22 protein-coding genes are annotated in these 21,007 nt (G+C 63.5%); 21 read left to right on the top strand and 1 reads right to left on the bottom strand.

Annotation, left to right across the window (positions count from 1 at the left end; translation table 11 throughout):
* Positions 1-6: 6 nt before the first annotated feature.
* Positions 7-1,197 (bottom strand): aromatic ring-hydroxylating dioxygenase subunit alpha, encoded by a 1,191-nt coding sequence (locus A3AI_RS0139655; protein ID WP_024520799.1) that lies wholly within the window; start codon positions 1,195-1,197, stop codon positions 7-9.
* A gap of 134 nt (positions 1,198-1,331) precedes the next feature.
* On the opposite strand from A3AI_RS0139655, the gene A3AI_RS0139650 reads away from it, so the two are divergent.
* From A3AI_RS0139650 to A3AI_RS46940, 21 genes are all read left to right on the top strand, one after another.
* Complete coding sequence (locus A3AI_RS0139650) at positions 1,332-1,844, top strand: MarR family winged helix-turn-helix transcriptional regulator (RefSeq protein WP_024520798.1); 513 nt, start codon at positions 1,332-1,334, stop codon at positions 1,842-1,844.
* Between the two features lie 228 nt (positions 1,845-2,072).
* Positions 2,073-2,438: an NADH-quinone oxidoreductase subunit A gene (locus A3AI_RS0139645; protein WP_024520797.1), complete on the top strand. Its 366-nt coding sequence runs from the start codon at positions 2,073-2,075 to the stop codon at positions 2,436-2,438.
* Complete coding sequence (locus tag A3AI_RS0139640) at positions 2,429-3,022, top strand: NuoB/complex I 20 kDa subunit family protein (RefSeq protein WP_024520796.1); 594 nt, start codon at positions 2,429-2,431, stop codon at positions 3,020-3,022. Before A3AI_RS0139645 ends, A3AI_RS0139640 begins: the two co-directional genes overlap by 10 nt.
* 13 nt (positions 3,023-3,035) lie before the next feature.
* Positions 3,036-3,650, top strand: coding sequence for an NADH-quinone oxidoreductase subunit C (locus A3AI_RS0139635; protein WP_024520795.1), 615 nt, complete (start codon positions 3,036-3,038; stop codon positions 3,648-3,650).
* A 48-nt stretch (positions 3,651-3,698) separates the two neighbouring features.
* Positions 3,699-4,895 carry an NADH-quinone oxidoreductase subunit D gene (locus tag A3AI_RS0139630; protein ID WP_024520794.1) on the top strand — a complete coding sequence of 399 codons (1,197 nt, stop codon included), beginning with the start codon at positions 3,699-3,701 and terminating at the stop codon, positions 4,893-4,895.
* Complete coding sequence (locus A3AI_RS0139625; RefSeq protein ID WP_024520793.1) at positions 4,895-5,854, top strand: FkbM family methyltransferase; 960 nt, start codon at positions 4,895-4,897, stop codon at positions 5,852-5,854. Before A3AI_RS0139630 ends, A3AI_RS0139625 begins: the two co-directional genes overlap by 1 nt.
* A gap of 14 nt (positions 5,855-5,868) precedes the next feature.
* Complete coding sequence (nuoE, locus tag A3AI_RS0139620) at positions 5,869-6,480, top strand: NADH-quinone oxidoreductase subunit NuoE (RefSeq protein ID WP_024520792.1); 612 nt, start codon at positions 5,869-5,871, stop codon at positions 6,478-6,480.
* Positions 6,481-6,526: 46 nt separating this feature from the next.
* Positions 6,527-7,852 (top strand): NADH-quinone oxidoreductase subunit NuoF, encoded by a 1,326-nt coding sequence (gene nuoF / locus A3AI_RS0139615; RefSeq protein ID WP_024520791.1) that lies wholly within the window; start codon positions 6,527-6,529, stop codon positions 7,850-7,852.
* A 4-nt stretch (positions 7,853-7,856) separates the two neighbouring features.
* Positions 7,857-9,932 (top strand): NADH-quinone oxidoreductase subunit NuoG, encoded by a 2,076-nt coding sequence (gene nuoG / locus A3AI_RS0139610; protein WP_024520790.1) that lies wholly within the window; start codon positions 7,857-7,859, stop codon positions 9,930-9,932.
* A gap of 10 nt (positions 9,933-9,942) precedes the next feature.
* The gene (gene nuoH, locus A3AI_RS0139605; protein ID WP_024520789.1) at positions 9,943-11,013 is read left to right on the top strand and encodes an NADH-quinone oxidoreductase subunit NuoH; all 1,071 of its coding nucleotides are present in this window, start codon (positions 9,943-9,945) and stop codon (positions 11,011-11,013) included.
* An 8-nt stretch (positions 11,014-11,021) separates the two neighbouring features.
* A complete protein-coding gene (gene nuoI / locus A3AI_RS0139600; RefSeq protein ID WP_024520788.1) occupies positions 11,022-11,510 on the top strand; it encodes an NADH-quinone oxidoreductase subunit NuoI in 489 nt (162 codons plus the stop codon).
* A gap of 17 nt (positions 11,511-11,527) precedes the next feature.
* Complete coding sequence (locus A3AI_RS0139595; protein WP_024520787.1) at positions 11,528-12,166, top strand: NADH-quinone oxidoreductase subunit J; 639 nt, start codon at positions 11,528-11,530, stop codon at positions 12,164-12,166.
* Entirely contained in the window at positions 12,163-12,471 is a 309-nt protein-coding gene (nuoK, locus tag A3AI_RS0139590; RefSeq protein WP_024520786.1) for an NADH-quinone oxidoreductase subunit NuoK, read from the top strand. Before A3AI_RS0139595 ends, nuoK begins: the two co-directional genes overlap by 4 nt.
* A gap of 7 nt (positions 12,472-12,478) precedes the next feature.
* Positions 12,479-14,563 carry an NADH-quinone oxidoreductase subunit L gene (gene nuoL, locus A3AI_RS0139585; protein WP_024520785.1) on the top strand — a complete coding sequence of 695 codons (2,085 nt, stop codon included), beginning with the start codon at positions 12,479-12,481 and terminating at the stop codon, positions 14,561-14,563.
* Positions 14,564-16,075, top strand: coding sequence for an NADH-quinone oxidoreductase subunit M (locus tag A3AI_RS0139580; protein ID WP_024520784.1), 1,512 nt, complete (start codon positions 14,564-14,566; stop codon positions 16,073-16,075).
* 24 nt (positions 16,076-16,099) lie between these two features.
* The gene (gene nuoN / locus A3AI_RS0139575; RefSeq protein WP_024520783.1) at positions 16,100-17,536 is read left to right on the top strand and encodes an NADH-quinone oxidoreductase subunit NuoN; all 1,437 of its coding nucleotides are present in this window, start codon (positions 16,100-16,102) and stop codon (positions 17,534-17,536) included.
* Positions 17,537-18,346, top strand: coding sequence for a biotin--[acetyl-CoA-carboxylase] ligase (locus tag A3AI_RS0139570; RefSeq protein WP_024520782.1), 810 nt, complete (start codon positions 17,537-17,539; stop codon positions 18,344-18,346). It begins immediately after the preceding gene.
* Positions 18,346-20,010: a ribonuclease J gene (locus tag A3AI_RS0139565; RefSeq protein WP_024520781.1), complete on the top strand. Its 1,665-nt coding sequence runs from the start codon at positions 18,346-18,348 to the stop codon at positions 20,008-20,010. Before A3AI_RS0139570 ends, A3AI_RS0139565 begins: the two co-directional genes overlap by 1 nt.
* Positions 20,011-20,070: 60 nt before the next feature.
* Positions 20,071-20,475: a methylmalonyl-CoA epimerase gene (gene mce, locus A3AI_RS0139560; RefSeq protein ID WP_024520780.1), complete on the top strand. Its 405-nt coding sequence runs from the start codon at positions 20,071-20,073 to the stop codon at positions 20,473-20,475.
* A gap of 9 nt (positions 20,476-20,484) precedes the next feature.
* Positions 20,485-20,760 (top strand): DUF1467 family protein, encoded by a 276-nt coding sequence (locus A3AI_RS0139555; protein ID WP_024520779.1) that lies wholly within the window; start codon positions 20,485-20,487, stop codon positions 20,758-20,760.
* Between the two features lie 97 nt (positions 20,761-20,857).
* Positions 20,858-21,007: helix-turn-helix domain-containing protein (locus A3AI_RS46940; RefSeq protein ID WP_156928151.1), on the top strand; the 150-nt coding region annotated here is incomplete at its 3' end.

Genomic DNA, 21,007 nt, shown 5'->3' with positions numbered 1-21,007 from the left:
GAGCACTTACGCCTCGCGGATATAGTTTCCGGCCTCGAACCTGACGGGCTCCGCCTCCGCATCGAACGAAACCCCGATCGGATCGCGTTCCGCGGCGAGCGCCTCGAGCTGGTCGCCCAGCATGCGCCGGACCATCAGGATGCCGCGGTCGCTCTGGCCGAAATGCTCCTCGGAATGCACGGTCACCGGCCCCTGGCCAACCTGCGCCTCATAGTCCCCGGGGAATTGCTGGTGCTCTTCCTCCGTCATGTCCCACCAGAACTTGCCGTTGAACTTCGAGCGCATGCGTCCGATGTCGCCCTTGTTCTTGACGCGGCCTGCGACATAGATCCGGAACGAGGTGTCGTCGATTGGCAAGGTCCAGCCGATCGATTCGACGCGGGCAAATTGCGCCACGCGCGGATTGGGCACCACGCGCAAGGTGGGCAGTGCGGCTTCCGTCACACGGTGGAACACCTTGCCATCGTCCTGGCGGCGAACCGAGCGCACCGTCACCCCGCGGGGCGAGATCTCGAAGGTCACCTCCGGCATCGAGGCCATCATGTTGGTGAACTGGGGTCCGCTGAAGGAGCCATGCAGCACCGGCACGTGGTAGGGATCCACGACATTCTCGAAATGCTGCAGCCAGTTGCATGGGATGACGGCGGGTCCACCGCCGCCGATCGAGGAATCATCGGCCTCGACGAACTCGCCGTCGTCCATCGTCTCCAGGCACTCGTAGGCCGGCAGCACCGGCATTTTTTCGGCCGGGCCCAGATAGGCGAAGATGAGCCCGTAGCGCTCCTGCACCGGGTACCAGGGCTGGCGAACCTTGTCCTTGAACCGGCCGCCATCGGGCTCGCAGGGCTGTTCCAGGCAGTGGCCTTGCGTGTCGAATTTCCAGCCATGATAGCAGCAGCGGATGCCGTCATCCTCGACCTTGCCGTAATAGAGCGTGGTGCCGCGATGGCAGCAGCGGGCATGCAACAGGCCCACGCGGCCACCTCGGTCGCGAAACAGGACCAGGTCCTCGCCGAGTACGCGAACTTTCCTGGGGATGTCGGTGGCGTCGGACACGAGCCCGACCGGGTGCCAGTAGCGGCGGAGCAGTTCGCCCATCGGGCTGCCGCGGACCACCGAGGTCAGTTCGGTCCGGGTCTTCGCCGGCTTCATTGCATAGGCCGTGCCGAGATCGCGGTCCCGCTGGGTGACGTTCATGATGGTTCCTTCCCCACGCATTGTCGGCTGGCTTTGACTCGAGTGAACTTTAGATCGATGACAATGTCAACGATCGCGCCCGATCCGTGTTGCGGGCTTGGCATGCCCGCACTTTCTTGGCAGAGCTGTTCCCTATGACCCGGACCACGACCAAGACCGATCCGGCCGAGCCGATTGCGGACGCGGAGGAGGCGGCGCCGATCACCGCGCTGTTGTCGTCGCGGCTGATGGTGCTGGCGAACCTGCTCAGGCGCGGCGCGATCCTGCGGTACAAGCGGCTGACGGGGCTCTCGTCGGTGGAATTCGGGTTGGTCGCCTCGCTTGGGCGGCGGCCGCCGATGAGCGTGGCGCGGCTGGCGGAGGCGGTGGGCATGGACAAGGGGCAGATCAGCCGCGCGCTGGCCGGGCTGGTCGCGCGCAAGCTCGTGGCGCGTGCGGCGAACCCCAGGGACAGCCGGGAGGTGCTGGTCCGGCTGACCCGGTCGGGGCTAACCGCCCATGATGCCATCGTCGCTGGCGGTCTGGAGCGCAACGAGCGGCTGCTCGAAGGCTTGAGCCCGGAGGAGGTCGCCATGCTCCTCGCCCAAATCGACCGCCTGACCGAACGCGCCGCCGACATGCTCGCGGCGGAAAAAAACTCCAGCTGATGCGCGCGCGCGACAGGTGTGTAATAGACCCCGGCAGCGCCTGCCGCCGGGCCCGCGAGAGACTGGCGGATCAAGGACTAAAGTGGTGTTTCCCAAGCCCATCAGGGCATAGCAGGCGTCAAAATAGCTTGTCTTGCGCCACTTAGTGCACTGCGCTAAGCCTCCCAGAATAATTCCAAATCGACGAATCTGCGGCTCTCCCGAAACCGCAGCAAAAGGTAAGCGCCGATGACCGGCATCCTGCAAAACTATCTGCCACTTGTTGTCTTTATTGGGGTAGCGGCCTTGATCGGGCTGGCGCTCCTGATTGCTCCGTTCTTGGTTGCCTTCCAGCAGCCCGACCCCGAAAAGCTCTCGGCCTATGAATGCGGCTTCAACGCCTTCGATGACGCCCGCATGAAGTTCGACGTCCGCTTCTACCTGGTCGCCATCCTCTTCATCATCTTCGATCTCGAGGTGGCGTTCCTGTTCCCGTGGGCGGTGGCGTTCGGCAAGCTAGGGGCGGCAGGCTTCTGGTCGATGCTGGTGTTCCTGGCCGTGCTGACGATTGGCTTTGCATATGAATGGAAGAAAGGCGCGCTCGAATGGGATTGAGCCCAACCGCCACCCCAACCAAGGGCCCGCTGGTTGCGCCAGCCGCGACCGGTATCCTGGATCCTTCGACCGGCAAGCCGGTCGGCGCCAACGATCCCTATTTCCTCGAGGTCAATCACGAGCTGTCGGACAAGGGCTTCTTTGTCGCCGCCGCCGATGACCTCATCACCTGGGCCCGCACCGGCTCGTTGATGTGGATGACCTTCGGGCTCGCCTGTTGTGCGGTCGAGATGATGCAGGTCTCGATGCCGCGCTACGACGTCGAGCGATTCGGCTTTGCGCCGCGCGCCTCGCCCCGTCAGTCCGACGTGATGATCGTAGCGGGCACGCTCACCAACAAGATGGCGCCGGCGCTGCGCAAGGTCTACGACCAGATGCCGGAGCCGCGCTACGTCATCTCGATGGGCTCATGCGCCAATGGCGGCGGCTACTACCATTATTCCTACTCGGTGGTCCGCGGTTGCGACCGCATCGTGCCGATCGATATCTACGTGCCCGGCTGCCCGCCGACCGCGGAGGCGCTGCTCTACGGCGTGCTGCTCCTGCAGAAGAAGATCCGCCGCACAGGCACGATCGAACGCTAAAAGGTTTCAAGAGATGGACGACGGCAGGCTCGACGCCCTGGGGCAAAGGATCGTGAGCGCGCTTCCGGGCGCCGCGCTCGAACATGAGGTGGCCTACAGCCAGCTCACGGTAGCGGTCGAAGCCGGCAGAATCGTGGATGTCGTGAAGTTCCTGCGCGACGATCCCAACTGCCGCTTTGTCAACATCACCGACATCACGGCCGTCGACTATCCGGCGCGCGACAAGCGCTTCGACGTGATCTACCACTTCCTCTCTCCGACCTTGAACGCCCGCATCCGGCTCAAGGTTCATGCCGACGAGACGACGCAGGTCCCCTCGATCATCGACGTCTTTCCGGGCGCCGACTGGTTCGAGCGCGAGGCCTATGACCTCTATGGCGTGATCTTCACCGGCCATCCCGACATGCGGCGCCTTCTGACCGACTACGGTTTCGAGGGACATCCGCTGCGCAAGGATTTCCCGCTCACCGGCTTTGTCGAGGTGCGCTACGACGACCAGGAGAAGCGGGTGGTCTACGAGCCGGTTCGCCTCAACCAGGAATTCCGTAAGTTCGATTTCCTCTCGCCCTGGGAAGGCGCGGACTATCCCGTGCTCCCCGGCGACGAGAAGGCGGGGACAAAGTCGTGAGGTTGCCCGTCCGCCAATCGCTATTCGCCCAGGAGTGGAGGGCGCACCATGAATGAACAAAGCCAAACCCTGCGTAATTTCACCATCAATTTCGGCCCGCAGCACCCGGCCGCGCACGGTGTGCTTCGGCTGGTGCTGGAACTCGACGGCGAGGTGGTGGAGCGCGTCGACCCGCATATCGGGCTCTTGCATCGCGGCACCGAGAAGCTGATCGAGGCCAAGACCTACCTGCAGGCGATTCCCTATTTCGACCGGCTCGACTATGTCGCGCCGATGAACCAGGAGCACGCGTTCTGTCTCGCGGCCGAGAAGCTGCTCGGCATCGAGGTGCCGCGGCGCGGCCAACTAATCCGCGTGCTCTATTGCGAGATCGGCCGCATTCTCTCTCACCTGCTCAACGTCACCACGCAGGCGATGGACGTCGGCGCGCTCACCCCGCCGCTGTGGGGCTTTGAGGAGCGCGAGAAGCTGATGGTGTTCTATGAGCGCGCCTCCGGCTCGCGCATGCATGCGGCCTTCTTCCGCATCGGCGGCGTGCACCAGGATCTGACGCCCAAGCTGATCGACGACATCGACGCCTGGTGCGATCCATTCCTCAAAGTGGTCGACGACCTCGACCGGCTGCTGACCGCCAACCGCATCTTCAAGCAGCGCAATGTCGACATCGGCAAGGTGACGCTGAAGCAGGCCTGGGAATGGGGCTTCTCCGGCGTAATGGTGCGCGGCTCGGGTGCGGCCTGGGACCTGCGCAAGGCGCAGCCTTACGAATGCTACGCCGAGATGGATTTTGACATTCCGATCGGCAAGAACGGCGACTGCTACGACCGCTACCTGATCCGCATGGAAGAGATGCGACAGTCGGTGCGGATCATGAAGCAGTGCATCGCCAAGCTGAAAGCGCCGGACGGGCAGGGCCCGGTCGTGGTGCAGGACCACAAGATCTTCCCGCCCCGCCGCGGCGAGATGAAGCGCTCAATGGAAGCCTTAATTCATCACTTCAAGCTCTACACCGAAGGCTTCCACGTGCCGGAAGGCGAGGTCTATGCCGCGGTGGAAGCGCCGAAGGGCGAGTTCGGCGTCTATCTCGTCGCCGATGGCACCAACAAGCCCTACAAGTGCAAGATCCGCGCGCCGGGCTTTGCGCATCTTCAGGCGATGGACTTCCTTTGCAAGGGCCATCTGCTCGCGGACGTCTCCGCCATCCTCGGTTCGCTCGATATCGTGTTCGGAGAGGTTGATCGGTGATGGCGCAGGCGCCAATCCAGTTCGACCGTGCTTCAGGAGCCCTGGAGGGTGCAAACCTCTGGGAACGCACGGCTGCGCTGGCATTGGCGACCGGCTCGAAGATCTCCTCCCATTTCTCGCATCGCGGCTACATCGGTTGCGCCAACCTGCTGCGCAAGACGCTGCCGGAACGCAACATCGCGATCAGGCTCAACAAAGACGCTGTCTTCGAGTTTCCCTATGGCGACGGCTACTGGAGCAAGCTGCTCAACCGGTCCTATCATTACGAAGACGAGCTCGAGCTGCTGTTCCGCCATTCCGCCGACGTCGACTACACGCTGATCGATTGCGGGGCCAACTACGGCTACTGGTCGGTCCTGGTGTCGAGCCGCCCGTTCGGCTCGCACCGGGCGATCGCGATCGAGCCGTCGTCGCAGAATTTCGCCAAGCTCTCAAACAATGCTGAAGTCAACGACTGTCGCTTCGAGGTTATGAAATGTGCGATCGGCGCAGCGCGCGGCACCGCGCATCTCACCGGCACCAAGCATGAGGCCTTCAGCATCGCCGGCGCCAACAGTGGCGGCGAGGAAGTCCCGGTCATCGCGCTCGACGACCTCATCGACGACGGCAAGATTTCGGCCGATGGAAAATATCTGATCAAGCTCGACGTCGAGGGCGTCGAGGTCGAGGCGATCAAGGGCGGCTCGCGGCTCTTGGAGGGCGACAGCGTGATCCTGTGCGAGGAGCACGGCAACGATCCCGATCACACCGTCTCGCGCTACATCCTCGAAAAGACCCCACTCAAGCTCATCGTCTACGATCCCCGTTCCAACCGCCTGGAGACCGTGACCGAGCTTTCGATTCTCGACCGCATCAAGGTCTCCACCCACGTCGGCTACAACGTCTTCGGCACGCAAAGCGCGTTCTGGCAAAGCCGGATCAATGCGCTCAACGCCGATGTCGCGCGTCGCATGCAATGAGAGTCTAGAACACGATGTCCGTTCGCCGCCTTGCGCCAAAAGAACAGCAGCCGGAAAGCTTCGCCTTCACCGAGGAGAACCTCGCCTGGGCCAAGCGCGAGATCACCAAGTATCCGGAAGGCAGGCAGGCCTCCGCCGCGATCGCGATCCTGTGGCGGGCCCAGGAGCAGAACGCGGGCTGGGTCTCGGAAGCCGCGATCCGCTGCGTTGCAGACATGCTCGACATGCCCCTCATTCGCATGCTCGAGATCGCGACCTTCTACACCATGTTCCAGCTGCAGCCGGTGGGCAAGAAGGCCCACGTCCAGGTCTGCGGCACCACGCCGTGTCGCTTACGCGGCGCCGGCGACCTGATCGAAGTCTGCCAAAGCCGCATCCATCATGATCCGTTTCACCTCTCCAAGGACGGCAATTTCAGCTGGGAAGAGGTCGAGTGCCTCGGCGCCTGCGTGAACGCGCCGATGGTCATGATCTGGAAGGACACCTACGAGGACCTCACCAAGGAAACTTTGGGCAAGGTCCTCGACGGCTTTGCCGCAGGCAATCCGCCGAAGCCCGGTCCGCAAAACGGCCGGCAGTTCTCGGCGCCCATCACCGGGCCGACCACGCTGAAGGAAACGACATGAAGCCCGCCGCGGTCACCCCACGTTCGGATCGGAAAGCTTTCTAGTCATGCTCGACGACAAGGACCGGATTTTCAAGAACCTCTACGGCCTTCACGACTGGGGCCTCCAAGGCGCGCGCAAGCGCGGCGCCTGGGATGGCACCAAGGCGATCATCGACAAGGGCCGCGACTGGATCATCAACGAGATGAAGGCATCGGGCCTGCGCGGCCGCGGCGGCGCCGGCTTCCCGACCGGCCTGAAATGGTCCTTCATGCCGAAGGAGAGCAAGGACGGCCGGCCGAGCTATCTCGTCGTCAACGCCGACGAGTCCGAGCCCGGCACCTGCAAGGACCGCGAGATCATGCGGCACGACCCGCATCTGCTGGTCGAGGGTTGTCTGCTCGCAAGCTTCGCCATGGGCGCGCACGCCTGCTACATTTATGTGCGCGGCGAGTTCATCCGCGAGCGCGAGCACCTGCAGGCCGCGATCGATCAGGCCTATGAGGCCAAGCTGATCGGCAAGGACAATGTCAACGGCTGGCCGTTCGACCTCTATGTCGCCCATGGCGCCGGCGCCTACATCTGTGGCGAAGAGACGGCGTTGCTGGAGAGCCTCGAAGGCAAGAAGGGCCAGCCGCGGCTGAAGCCGCCGTTCCCGGCCAATGTTGGCCTCTATGGCTGCCCGACCACCGTCAACAACGTCGAGTCGATCGCGGTTGCGCCCGACATTTTGCGCCGCGGCGCCGCCTGGTTCGCCGGCATTGGCCGGCCCAACAATGTCGGCACCAAGCTGTTCTGCATCTCCGGCCATGTCGAGCGTCCGTGCAATGTCGAGGAGGCCTTGGGGCTGACATTCCGTGAGCTGATCGAGCGCCATTGCGGTGGCATCCGCGGCGGCTGGGACAATCTCAAGGCCGTCATTCCCGGCGGCTCGTCGGTGCGCATGGTGCCGGCTGAGCAGATCATCGACACGCCGATGGATTTCGACAGCCTGGGCAAACTGCGCTCCGGCCTCGGCACGGCGGCTGTCATCGTCATGGACAAGTCGACCGACCTGATCCGGGCGATCGCGCGCATCTCCTATTTCTACAAGCACGAGAGCTGCGGCCAGTGCACTCCGTGCCGCGAGGGCACGGGCTGGATGTGGCGCGTGCTGACCCGCATGGCCGAGGGCCGGGCCCACAAGCGCGAGATCGACATGTTGCTCGAAGTGACCAAGCAGGTCGAGGGCCACACCATCTGCGCGCTGGGCGACGCCGCGGCATGGCCGATCCAGGGCCTGATTGCGCATTTCCGTCACGAGATCGAAGCGCGCATCGACGCCTATACGCACAAGGCCGATATCGACGATATCGGCATCCGCGATCCCGAGAACATGATCGCGGCGGAGTAGAGCAATGACCAAGATCATCGTCGATGGCAAAGAGATCGATGTGCCGCCGGAGTACACGCTGCTGCAGGCGTGCGAAGCCGCGGGTGCCGAAATTCCGCGGTTCTGCTACCACGAGCGCCTGTCGATTGCCGGCAATTGCCGGATGTGCCTGGTCGAGGTGAAGGGCGGGCCGAAGCCGGTCGCAAGCTGCGCCTGGGGCGTGCGCGACTGCCGTCCGGGCCCGAAGGGCGAGCCGCCGGAAATCTCGACCCGCTCGCCGATGGTGAGGAAGGCGCGCGAAGGCGTGATGGAGTTCCTGCTGATCAACCATCCGCTGGACTGTCCGATCTGCGACCAGGGCGGCGAGTGCGATCTGCAGGACCAGGCGATGGGCTACGGCGTCGATACCAGCCGTTTCGCCGAGAATAAGCGCGCGGTCGAGGACAAATATCTGGGCGCGCTGGTCAAGACCTCGATGAACCGCTGCATCCAGTGCACGCGCTGCGTCCGCTTCTCGGCGGAAGTTTGCGGCACGCCGGAAATGGGCGCGACCGGCCGCGGCGAGGACATGGAGATCACGACCTATCTCGAGCACGCGCTGAGCTCGGAGCTTCAGGGCAATCTCGTCGATATCTGCCCGGTGGGCGCGCTGACCTCGAAGCCCTACGCCTTCGCGGCACGGCCCTGGGAACTCGGCAAGACCCAGTCGATCGACGTCATGGACGGTGTCGGCTCGGCGATCCGCGTAGACACCCGTGGCCGCGAGGTGATGCGCATCCTGCCGCGCATCAACGAGTCCGTGAACGAGGAATGGATTTCCGACAAGACCCGCCACGTCGTCGACGGCCTGCGCATGCAGCGTCTTGACCGGCCTTATGTTCGCGAGAACGGCAAGCTGCGCGCCGTCTCGTGGCAGGAAGCCTTTGCCGCGATCGCCGCCAAGGCCGCCCGCATCGACGGCAAGCGCGTCGGCGCCATCGCCGGCGATCTCGCGGGCGTCGAAGAGATGTTCGCGCTGAAGGATCTGCTGGCGAAATGGGGCTCGACCAATCTCGCGGTTCAGGGCGGCGACGCCTTTGACGCCAAGCTTGGCCGCGCCTCCTATCTGTTCAATCCGACCATCGCCGGCATCGAGCAGGCGGATGCGCTCCTGATCGTCGGTGCCAATCCGCGCAAGGAAGCGGCGGTGCTCAACGCCCGCATCCGCAAGCGCTGGCGTACCGGCCAGCTCAAGATCGGCGTCATCGGCCCGCAGGCTGATCTCACCTATGATTACGATTATCTCGGCGCCGGCACGGATTCCCTGAGCGAACTCGCGGCAGGCAAAGGCGCATTCGCCAACATACTCAAGAATGCCAAGAACCCGATCGTCCTGGTCGGATCGGGCGCGGCCGGACGGCATGACGGCGCAGCGGTGCTAGCGCTCGCTGCCAAGCTTGCGGGCGATTTCGGTGCCATCAAGGACGGCTGGAACGGCTTTGCGGTGCTGCACGACACGGCGTCCCGTGTCGGCGCGCTGGACATCGGCTTCACGCCGGGAGCAGGCGGCTTGAACGCTGCGCAGATGACGACCTTCGGCACGCTGGATGTGCTGTTCCTGCTCGGCGCCGACGAGACGAAGGTGCCGGACGGGACCTTAGTGGTTTATATCGGTACCCATGGCGATCGCGGCGCCCACCGCGCCGACGTCATCCTGCCTTCGGCCGCCTACACCGAGAAGTCCGCGATCTACGTCAACACCGAAGGTCGCGTGCAGATGGCGGGCCGCGCGGCCTTCCCACCGGGGGAAGCGCGCGAGGACTGGGCGATCATCCGGGCACTGTCGGATGTGCTTGGCAAGAAGCTGCCCTATGACTCTCTTGCCGAACTGCGCAAGGCGATCTTCAAGGCCGTGCCGCTTCTGCAGCGGATGGACCATATCGAGCCGGCCGACGCCGGCGCGATCAAGGTGCTGGCGGGCAAGGGCGGCAGCCTGGAGAAGGCGGCGTTCAAGTCTCCGGTTGAGGATTTCTACCTGACCAACCCGATCGCTCGCGCCTCGGCGGTGATGGCGGAATGTTCGCGCCTGGCCGCAGGGCGGATGCTGACGGCAGCGGAATAAGCGTGATCTGATGGCTGATTTCTTCGCAAGCTCATTCTGGACCGGCTTCCTCTGGCCGCTGATCATAATGGTCGCGGAAAGCGTGTTGCTGCTGGTCGTGCTCCTGATCGCGATCGCCTATATCCTGCTCGCCGACCGCAAGATCTGGGCGGCCGTGCAGATCCGCCGGGGCCCCAACGTGGTCGGGCCCTTCGGCCTGCTGCAATCCTTCGCCGACCTGCTGAAGTTCGTGCTGAAGGAGCCGATCATCCCGGCCGGCGCCAACAAGGGCGTATTCCTGCTGGCGCCGCTGGTCTCCTGCGTGCTGGCGCTCGCAGCCTGGGCGGTGATCCCGACCAATCTCGGCTGGGTGATCTCCGACATCAATGTCGGCGTCCTCTACATCTTCGCGATCTCGTCGTTATCGATCTACGGCATCATCATGGCCGGCTGGTCGTCGAACTCGAAATACCCGTTCCTGGCCGCGCTGCGCTCGGCCGCGCAGATGGTGTCCTACGAGGTCTCGATCGGCTTCGTGATTATCACGGTGCTGCTGTGCGCCGGCTCGCTCAATCTGTCGGCCGTGGTGGAAGCGCAGAATACCCGCGGGCTTGCGAGCCTGATCGGCCTGCCGCAGCTCACCATCCTCAACTGGTACGTCTGGCCGCTGCTGCCGATGTTCGTGGTGTTCTACGTCTCGTCGCTCGCGGAAACCAACCGTCCGCCCTTCGACCTCGTCGAAGCGGAATCCGAGCTGGTCGCGGGCTTCATGGTGGAATACGGCTCGACGCCGTATCTCTTGTTCATGCTCGGCGAGTATGTCGCCATCACCACCATGTGCGCGCTGGCCACCATCCTGTTCCTGGGCGGCTGGCTGCCGCCGGTGGCGCTGCCACCCTTCACCTGGATTCCCGGCGTGATCTGGTTCGCGCTGAAGCTGTTCTTCATGTTCTTCCTGTTCGCGATGGCAAAGGCGATCGTGCCGCGCTACCGCTACGACCAATTGATGCGGCTCGGCTGGAAGGTGTTCCTGCCGCTGTCGCTGGTGATGGTGGTGGTCGTGGCCGGCGTGCTGCATTTCGCCGACATCGCGCCGAAGTGAGGTCCGCCATGAGTGTCAAAGCCACCGCCCGGTCGCTGCTTCTGTCCGAGTTCGTATCGGCGTTCTTCCTCGCCATGCGCTACTTCTTCCAGCCGAAGCCGACCCTCAACTATCCCTTCGAGAAGGGGCCGATCTCGCCACGCTTCCGCGGCGAGCACGCGCTGCGCCGTTATCCCAACGGCGAGGAGCGCTGCATCGCCTGCAAGCTGTGCGAGGCGATTTGTCCTGCGCAGGCCATCACCATCGAAGCCGGGCCGCGCCGCAATGACGGCACCCGCCGCACCGTGCGTTACGACATCGACATGGTGAAATGCATCTATTGCGGCATGTGCCAGGAGGCCTGCCCGGTGGACGCCATCGTCGAGGGGCCGAACTTCGAGTTCGCGGCCGAGACGCGCGAAGAACTCTACTACGACAAGGCCAAGCTGCTCGCCAACGGGGACCGCTGGGAGCGCGAGATCGCCAAGGCGATCGCGCTCGACGCGCCGTACCGGTAAGGGGACGGGGACCAATAATGATTCTTCCCGCGCTGTTCTTTTACCTGTTTGCCGCCGTCTGCGTGGCATCTGCGGTGATGGTGATTGCCTCGCGCAACCCCGTCCACTCCGTGCTGTTCCTGATCCTGGCCTTCGTCAACGCGTCGGGCCTGTTCGTGCTGATGGGCGCCGAGTTCCTGGCCATGATCCTGATCGTGGTCTATGTCGGCGCGGTCGCCGTGCTGTTCCTGTTCGTGATCATGATGCTTGACGTCGATTTCGACCAGCTGCGTGAGGGCTTCATCGAATATCTGCCGGTTGGCCTCGTGGTCGGCGGCATCTTCATGTTCGAGCTGCTCTTGACCGTCGGCTTCTGGGTGATCAACCCCACCGTCAGCAAGCAGATCACATCCCCGATCCCGACCAATGTCTCCAACACCGAGGCGCTCGGGCTCGTGCTCTATACCAAGTACATCCATTACTTCCAGCTGGCCGGCATGGTGCTGCTGGTCGCGATGATCGGCGCCATCGTGCTGACCTTGCGCCACAAGGCCTATATCAAGCGGCAGGATATCAACGTGCAGAACGCGCGGACGCCCGAGATCGCCATGGCCGTGCGCAAGGTCGCCTCGGGCCAGGGACTGCAGGACGCGGATGCGGCGGAGTGGGTGCAATGATCGTCGGGCTCGGACATTATCTGGCGGTCGGCGCGATCCTGTTCACGCTCGGCATCCTCGGCATCTTCCTGAACCGCAAGAACATCATCGTCATCCTGATGTCGATCGAGTTGATCCTGCTCGCAGTCAACATCAACCTGGTGGCGTTCTCGACCTTCCTCGGCGACATCGTCGGCCAGGTGTTCGCGCTGCTGGTGCTGACGGTTGCCGCCGCCGAGGCCGCGATCGGCCTTGCGATCCTTGTCGTGTATTTCCGCAACCGCGGCTCGATCGCGGTTGAAGATGTCAATCTGATGAAGGGCTGAGCCGGCGATGATCCAGGCAATCGTTTTCCTGCCGCTGCTGGGCGCCATTCTCGCCGGCATCATTGCCGTGATCGGGGCGCGTGAACGCTGTCCGAGCGGCGATACCGTCGAGCATCACGACGATGCGCATGGCGATGCCCACGCGTTCCACGCCCAGGACGACCATGGGGCCGGCGACCATGGGGCCGACGATCACGCCCATGACGACCATCACGTCAGCGAACCGGCGGCGTGGGCGTCGCGTCCAGCGGAACTGATCACGACCGGCCTCTTGTTTGTTTGCGCGGCGTTGTCCTGGTTCACCCTTGTCGATGTCGGCTTCCTGCATCACGACGCGCGTATCCAACTCTTCCCTTGGATTTTCTCCGGCGATCTGCAGGTATCATGGGCACTGCGTGTCGACACTTTGACCGCGGTGATGCTGGTGGTGGTCAACACGGTGTCCTCGCTCGTGCATCTCTATTCCATCGGCTATATGGACGAGGACCCGTACCGGCCGCGCTTCTTCGGCTATCTGTCGCTGTTCACCTTTGCCATGTTGATGCTGGTGACCGCGGATAACCTGGTGCAGATGTTCTTCGGCTGGGAGGGCGTGGGTCTCGCAAGCTATCTCCTGATCGGCTTCTGGTATCAGAAGCCCTCGGCCAATGCGGCCGCGATCAAGGCCTTCATCGTCAACCGCGTCGGCGATTTCGGATTTGCGCTCGGCATCTTCGCCGTCTTTGCCCTGATCGGCTCGACCGATTTCGAGACCATCTTCAGCGGCGCGCCCGGGCTCGTCGGCAAGACCATCGATTTCTTCGGCTGGCAGGTGGACGCGTTGACGCTCGCTTGTCTCCTGCTGTTCATGGGCGCGATGGGCAAGTCTGCGCAATTCCTGCTGCACACCTGGTTGCCGGACGCGATGGAAGGCCCGACCCCGGTTTCCGCGCTGATCCACGCCGCGACGATGGTCACCGCCGGCGTCTTCATGGTGGCGCGACTGTCGCCCTTGTTTGAGCTCGCGCCGACCGCGCAGGCCTTCGTGATGTTCATCGGCGCGACCACGGCGTTCTTTGCCGCAACCATCGGCCTCGTGCAGAACGACATCAAGCGGATCGTCGCCTACTCGACCTGCTCGCAGCTCGGCTACATGTTCGTGGCGATGGGGGCGGGGGCCTATTCGGTGGGCATGTTCCACCTCTTCACCCACGCCTTCTTCAAGGCGCTGTTGTTCCTGGGCTCGGGCTCGGTGATCTACGCGATGCATCACGAGCAGGACATCCGCAACATGGGCGGGTTGTGGCGGAAGATCCCCTATACGTTCGCGGTGATGTGCATCGGAACGCTGGCGCTGACGGGTTTCCCGATGTTCGCGGGCTATTTCTCCAAGGACGCGATCATCGAATCCGCCTATGCGTCCCACAATCCGTTCGCGGCCTACGCTTATATTTTGACGGTCGCTGCGGCGGGCCTGACCTCGTTCTATTCCTGGCGGCTGATCTTCAAGACGTTCTTCGGCGAGCCGCACGATCGGGAACACTATGAGGCCGCACATGAGAGCCCGCTCTGGATGCTGGTCCCGATCGGCGTGCTGGCGGCCGGCTCGATCTTCTCCGGCTTCCCGTTCAGGGAGATCTTCGTCGGCCACGGCGTGGAGGATTTCTTCCGCGAGTCCGTGAAGATGAACCCGCACATCCTGGAAGACATGGAGCAGATGCCAGCTTGGCTCGGTCCGCTGCCAACCCTGATGATGGTGGTCGGGTTCCTGATCGCTTACCTGTTCTACATCCGTCGGCCGTATCTGCCGGTCGAGCTCGCCGAGCAGCAGCCGCTGCTCTACAATTTCCTGCTCAACAAGTGGTACTTCGACGAGCTCTACGATCTCATCTTCGTGCGGCCTGCGAAGTGGATCGGCTACACGCTTTGGAGGAAGGGCGACGGCTGGCTCATCGACGGCTTCGGGCCGGACGGCGTGTCGGCGCGGGTGCTCGACATCACCCGCAACGTCGTCAAGATCCAGACCGGCTATCTCTATCACTACGCCTTTGCCATGCTGATCGGGGCCGCCGGCCTGATCACCTGGTTCATGTTCGGCCTGGGAGCCCAGTAAATGACGACCTGGCCCATCCTCTCCATCACCACATTCCTGCCGATCGTCGGCGTCGCGCTCATCTATCTGATGGCGCGCGGCGGCGACGAGACCGCCAACTCGACCGCGCGCTGGATCGCGCTGTGGACCACGCTCGTCACCTTCGCGGTGTCGCTGATCCTGGTCATGCGCTTTGACCCGTCCCAGACCGACTTCCAGTTCGTGGAGAAGGGAAGCTGGCTCGCGACCGGCATCAACTATCACATGGGCGTTGACGGCATCTCGCTGCCCTTCGTGATTCTGACTACGGCGCTGCTGCCGTTCTGCATTGTCGCGAGCTGGAAGGCGATCCAGGTTCGCGTTCCCGAATACATGATGGCGTTCCTGGTCCTGGAAACGCTGATGGTCGGCACCTTCTCGGCGCTCGATCTCGTGCTGTTCTATCTGTTCTTCGAGGGCGGCTTGATTCCGATGTTCCTGATCATCGGCGTCTGGGGCGGCCCGCGCCGGGTCTACGCCTCTTTCAAGTTCTTCCTCTATACGTTCCTCGGCTCGGTGTTGATGCTGCTCGCCATCATGGCGCTGTACTGGAACGGCAATACCACCGATATCCCGACCCTGATGCATACCGCCGTGCCGCGGTCCTTGCAGACCTGGGCTTGGCTCGCCTTCTTTGCCTCCTTTGCGGTGAAGATGCCGATGTGGCCGGTGCACACCTGGCTTCCCGACGCTCACGTCGAGGCGCCGACCGCGGGCTCGGTGATCCTGGCCGCGATCCTCCTCAAGATGGGCGGTTACGGCTTCCTTCGCTTCTCGCTGCCGATGTTCCCCCTGGCGTCGCACGATTTCGCGCCGTTGATCTTCTCGCTCTCGGTCATCGCGATCATCTACACCTCGCTGGTCGCCATGATGCAGGAGGACATGAAGAAGCTGATCGCCTACTCATCGGTCGCACATATGGGCTTCGTGACCATGGGCATCTTCGCTGGCACCATCCAGGGCGTCGCAGGCGGCGTGTTCCAGATGATCTCGCACGGCATCGTCTCGGGCGCACTCTTCCTCTGCGTCGGCATCGTCTATGACCGCATGCACACCCGCGAGATCGCGGCCTATGGCGGGCTCGTCAACCGTATGCCGCTCTATGCGCTGGTGTTCATGGTCTTCACCATGGCCAATGTCGGTCTGCCCGGCACCTCCGGCTTCATCGGCGAGTTCATGACGCTGATCGGCACCTTCAAGGTGTCGCTGCCAACCACCTTCCTGGCGACGACCGGCCTCATCCTGTCGGCCTGCTACGCGCTCTGGCTCTACCGCAAGATCGTGTTCGGCGCGCTGGTCAAGCCGACGCTGATGACGATCAAGGACATGACGTTGCGCGAATGCCTGACGCTGTTCCCGCTGGTGGCGCTGACCATTTGGTTCGGCGTCTATCCGAAGCCGGTGCTGGACATGTCGGCGGCGTCCGTCCAGCAACTCGTTACCAATTACACCACCGCGGTTACGGCCGTTAAGGCCGCCGCGCTGCTGCACTGAAGCGGCGGATTAGGATGATCTGAAATGAGCTTTGAGACCGCGGGTTATCAACTGCAGCCGGTTCTTCCCGAACTGGTGCTCGCCGTGGGCGCGATGGCGCTCCTGATGTTAGGGGCCTATCGCGGGCAGGGCACCACGAGGCTCATTACTGGCCTTGCCGTAGTGCTTTTGATCGTGACCGGCATCCTCGAGCTGATGTTGCCCGCGGGCAGGCTCACGACCTTTGGCGGCAGCTTCATTGTCGACGATTTCGCACGCTTCCTGAAGATACTGGCGCTGATCGGCTCGGTCGTGACGCTCGTGCTGTCGACCGAATTCCTGGCCGATCCGTCACGCCGCATTTTCGAATATCCCGTGCTGGTCCTGCTTTCGACGCTCGGCATGATGGTCCTGATCTCGGCCGGCGACCTGATCTCGCTCTATCTCGGGCTTGAGCTGATGTCGCTTGCGCTCTACGTGGTCGCCGCCTCCAACCGCGACAATGCCAAGTCCACCGAAGCCGGTCTGAAATATTTTGTGCTGGGCGCGCTGTCCTCGGGCATGCTGCTCTACGGCGCCTCGCTGATTTACGGCTTCACCGGCACGGTGACGTTCACCGGCCTTGCCGCTGCCATCAAGACCGGCGGCATCGGCACCGCTTTTGGCCTCGTCTTCCTGCTTGCCGGCCTCTGCTTCAAGGTCTCGGCCGTGCCATTCCACATGTGGACGCCCGACGTCTATGAGGGCGCGCCAACGCCGGTGACCGCCTTCTTCGCCTCCGCGCCGAAGGTGGCGGCGATGGCGGTGTTCACCCGTGTGACCATGACGGCCTTCCCCGGTATCCTGACGCAGTGGCAGCAGATCGTGGTCTTCGTCTCCATCGCCTCGATGGCGCTGGGCTCGTTCGCCGCGATCGGCCAGCGCAACATCAAGCGCCTGATGGCCTATTCCTCGATCGGCCATATGGGCTTTGCCTTGGTCGGCCTTGCCGCCGGCACGGCCGAGGGCGCGCAGGGCGTACTGGTCTATCTCGCGATCTATGTGACGATGACGCTAGGCGTCTTCGCCATCGTCCTGTCCATCAAACGTGACGGCCAGAATTTCGAGAACATCAGCGATTTCGCAGGCCTCTCGCGCACCAACCCGCTGGTCGCCTTCATCTTCGCGATGCTGCTGTTCTCGCTGGCTGGCGTGCCGCCGCTCGCGGGCTTCTTCGGCAAATGGTATGTGTTCGTCGCGGCAATCAAGGCCGGGCTGTTTACGCTGTCGGTGATCGGCGTGCTGACCAGCGTCGTAGGCGCCTTTTATTACCTGTCGATCGTCAAGACCATGTATTTCGACGAGCCGCTGACCAAGCTCGATCCCGTGCGTTTCGAGTTCGGCACGGTGCTCGTGCTTGCCGGTCTCTTCAACATCCTGTTCTTCGTTTATCCAGGCCCGCTGGTCAGCGCCGCGTCAGCTGCAGCGAAATCACTGTTCTAGATGCCATTCAAGCTCGGTCCTCGCGCAACGTCTCAAGGTTATCGTCTCGCTGCCTTCGATCAGATCGGCTCGACCAATGCGGAGGCGCTGTCGCGCGCGCGTGCGGGCGAGCGCGGCCCCATCTGGCTCGTCACGCCGGAGCAGACCGCCGGCCGCGGCCGCCGTCATCGCCCCTGGATTGCGCCCCGCGGCAACCTTGCCAGCAGCATCCTTGAGGTGATCGACGTTTCGCCCGCGGTCGCGGCGACGCTCGGCTTTGCCGCCGGGCTTGCGCTGGAATCCGCCTTGGTGAAGCTGAGCGTCGAGGCGGCCATGCGCTCGCCCGGGTCGGACGACCTGAAATTCTCGCTGAAATGGCCCAACGACGTCCTGGCCGGGCGGCAAAAGCTCGCTGGCATCCTGCTGGAAGCCGAGGCCGTACCCGGCGGGCTCGCGGTCGTGGTCGGCATCGGCACCAACGTGATGGCGGCGCCGGCCGACACCCCGACACCGGCCACCTCGCTCAGAGCGCTCGGCATCGATGTCAGCGCGGAAGAGCTGTTTACCGCGCTCTCGGACGGCTGGGCCGAGTTTCGCGGAATCTGGGACAATGGCGGAGGCTTTGGCGAGATCAGGCGGCTCTGGCTCGAAAGGGCCGCAGGTCTCGGGCAGGCGGTTGCCGTCAAATCCGATGGCGAGCCGATCGAAGGTACGTTCGATACTATTGACGAGCAGGGTTGCATGATCATCCGCACCGCTGCCGGCGCGCGCGTGTCAGTGACGGCCGGTGACGTCTATTTCGGTAGCGCGGCGTCGGTGGGGGCGAGCTGATGGCGGACGAATTGACATTCGCGCCGCTCGGTGGCGTCGGCGAGATCGGCATGAACCTGTCGATCTATGGCCTCGGCGATCGCCACCGCCGCTCATGGCTCGCCATCGATCTCGGCGTGTCCTTCGGCGACGAGGAGCATTTGCCCGGCATCGACCTGATCATGCCGGACATCTCCTTCCTGGAAAAGGAACGGAAAAATCTCGTGGGCCTGGTGCTGACGCACGCCCATGAGGATCATTTCGGCGCCATCATCGATCTCTGGCCGCGGCTGAAATGCCCGATCTACGCCACCAAGTTCTCGGCCGCGCTGTTCGAGGCCAAATGCGAGGCCGAGCGCAACGCGCCGAAAATCCCGGTGACGGTGATCGCATCCGGCGGCCGGGTCGATATTGGGCCGTTCAATGTCGAGTTCATTCCGGTGGCGCATTCGATTCCCGAATCGCACGCACTCGCAATCCACACCGAAATCGGCACGGTCCTGCACACCGGCGACTGGAAGATCGATGCGACCCCGATCATCGGCCCGCCCACCGACGAGCGGCGGCTGCGCGAGCTCGGCGATGCGGGGCTGCTGGCGCTGATCGGCGATTCCACCAATGCCGTGCGCGACGGCCGCTCGCCCTCGGAGACCGAGGTCGCCAAGACCATTGCGGAGCTCGTCAAGGGCGCCCGGGGCCGCGTCGCCGTGACGACCTTTGCCTCCAACGTCGGGCGGTTGAAGGCCGTTGCGGACGCAGCGAAGGCCGCCGACCGCGAGGTCGTCATTGTCGGGCGCGCCATGGACCGTGTGGTGCAGGTCGCGCGCGAGACCGGCTATCTCGACGGTGTGCAGAATTTCCGCAGCCCCGATGTCTACGGCCATTTGCCCGCCGACAAGGTGCTGGCGCTGTGCACCGGTAGCCAGGGCGAGCCGCGCGCCGCGCTGGCGCGCATCGCCAATGACGACCATCCCGAGGTTACCCTGAACAAGGGCGATCGCGTGATCTTCTCCTCGCGCACCATTCCCGGCAATGAGAAGGCTGTTGGCGCCATCATCAATGGGCTGGTGGCGCAGGGCGTCGAGATCATCACCGACCGCGAGCACCTGGTGCATGTCTCCGGCCATCCGCGCCGCGACGAATTGCGCGAGATGCTGGCATGGACTCGGCCGCAACTCGTGATCCCCGTTCATGGCGAGGCGTTGCATCTCTCCGAGCACGCCAAGCTCGCGCGCGCTGCCGGCGTGCCGAGGGTCTTGACCTGCCGCAACGGCGATTTGGTCAAGCTCGGGCCCGGCACGCCCGGGATTATCGACCAGCTGCCGTCGGGACGGCTCTACAAGGATGGAACCATCCTGGAGGACGCCAAGTCGCGCGCCGTGGTCGAGCGGCGCCGCATGGGCTTCGCCGGGTGTGTTTTTGTGGCCATCGCCATGACCGAAAAGGGGGAGCTGGCCGACGATCCCGAGGTTGATCTCGTCGGCATCCCCGAGAAAAATATGGCGGGGGAGCCCTTCGACGACATCGTGTTCGACGTGGTGGTCTCAACGGTGGAGGGCCTGCCTCGGGCGCGGCGGCGCGATCCGGATGCCATGGCCGAGTCAGTGCGGCGGGCCGTCCGGGCTGCCCTGAACGAGCAATGGGGCAAGAAGCCGCTCTGCCTCGTTCATGTTCTGGGGGGCTAGGTTCGGCGCCCAAGCGCCGATATAAGCGCGGCAAGCGCCAACTATAATTCGGAGGACGTCATGCTCGGCCGGCTCAATCACGTCGCGATCGCAGTCAAGGATGCCGAGAAGGCCGCGGAGATCTATGGCGCGGCTTTCGGCGCCGACATTTCAAAAGCCGTGCCGCTGCCTGAGCATGGCGTCACCACCGTGTTCGTCACGCTGCCCAACACCAAGATCGAATTCCTCCAGCCGCTCGGCGACAATTCGCCAATCGCGAAATTCCTGGAACGCAATGCCGACGGCGGCATTCACCACGTCTGCTACGAGGTTTCAGACATCATCGCCTCGCGCGACACCCTGATCAAGGAAGGCGCGCGCGTGCTGGGAGATGGGCAGCCAAAGATCGGCGCGCATGGCAAGCCCGTGCTTTTCCTGCACCCGAAGGACTTCTCGGGCGCACTGGTCGAGATCGAGCAGGCGTAAGGCAGGCCGATGGCCTACACACTCTCAACCGCGTTTGCGATCTATTTCGTGATCTGGTGGGTCACGCTGTTCCTGACCCTGCCGTTCGGCGTGCGCAGCCAGCACGAGGATGGCGTCGGCGCGCCCGGCACCGATCCGGGCGCACCGGTCATGACGCGCATGGGACCCAAGCTGATCTGGACCACGATCATCTCAGCCATCATTTATGCGCTCGCTCTGCTTGCTTATAATGCTGGCTATCTGTCGATTGAACGCCTGTCGAAGCTGATGGGAATGCCGTTTTAGTGCCCTGGACTAGATGTGAACTTTCAGGAGGTTGTCCATTCGGCCCGTGCCGTGAACGCTGATGTCACCAAACACACAGTGATTCGCGGGGGACCGAATGGACACTCACAAGAATGCGCCACTGACGCCCAAAGGTCGAGAGGCCATGGTGCGATGCGTTGTTGAAGGCGGGCTGAGCAAGGCAGCCGCCGCGTGCCAGTTCAACGTTACGCCAAAGACTGTCGCCAAATGGGTCAAGCGGTTCCGC

It is taken from the genome of Bradyrhizobium sp. Tv2a-2 (genome assembly GCF_000472425.1).
Taxonomy (GTDB): Bacteria; Pseudomonadota; Alphaproteobacteria; order Rhizobiales; family Xanthobacteraceae; genus Bradyrhizobium.
Note: the sequence above shows the minus strand (reverse complement) of the source record. Positions and strands in the feature narration are given on the sequence as shown.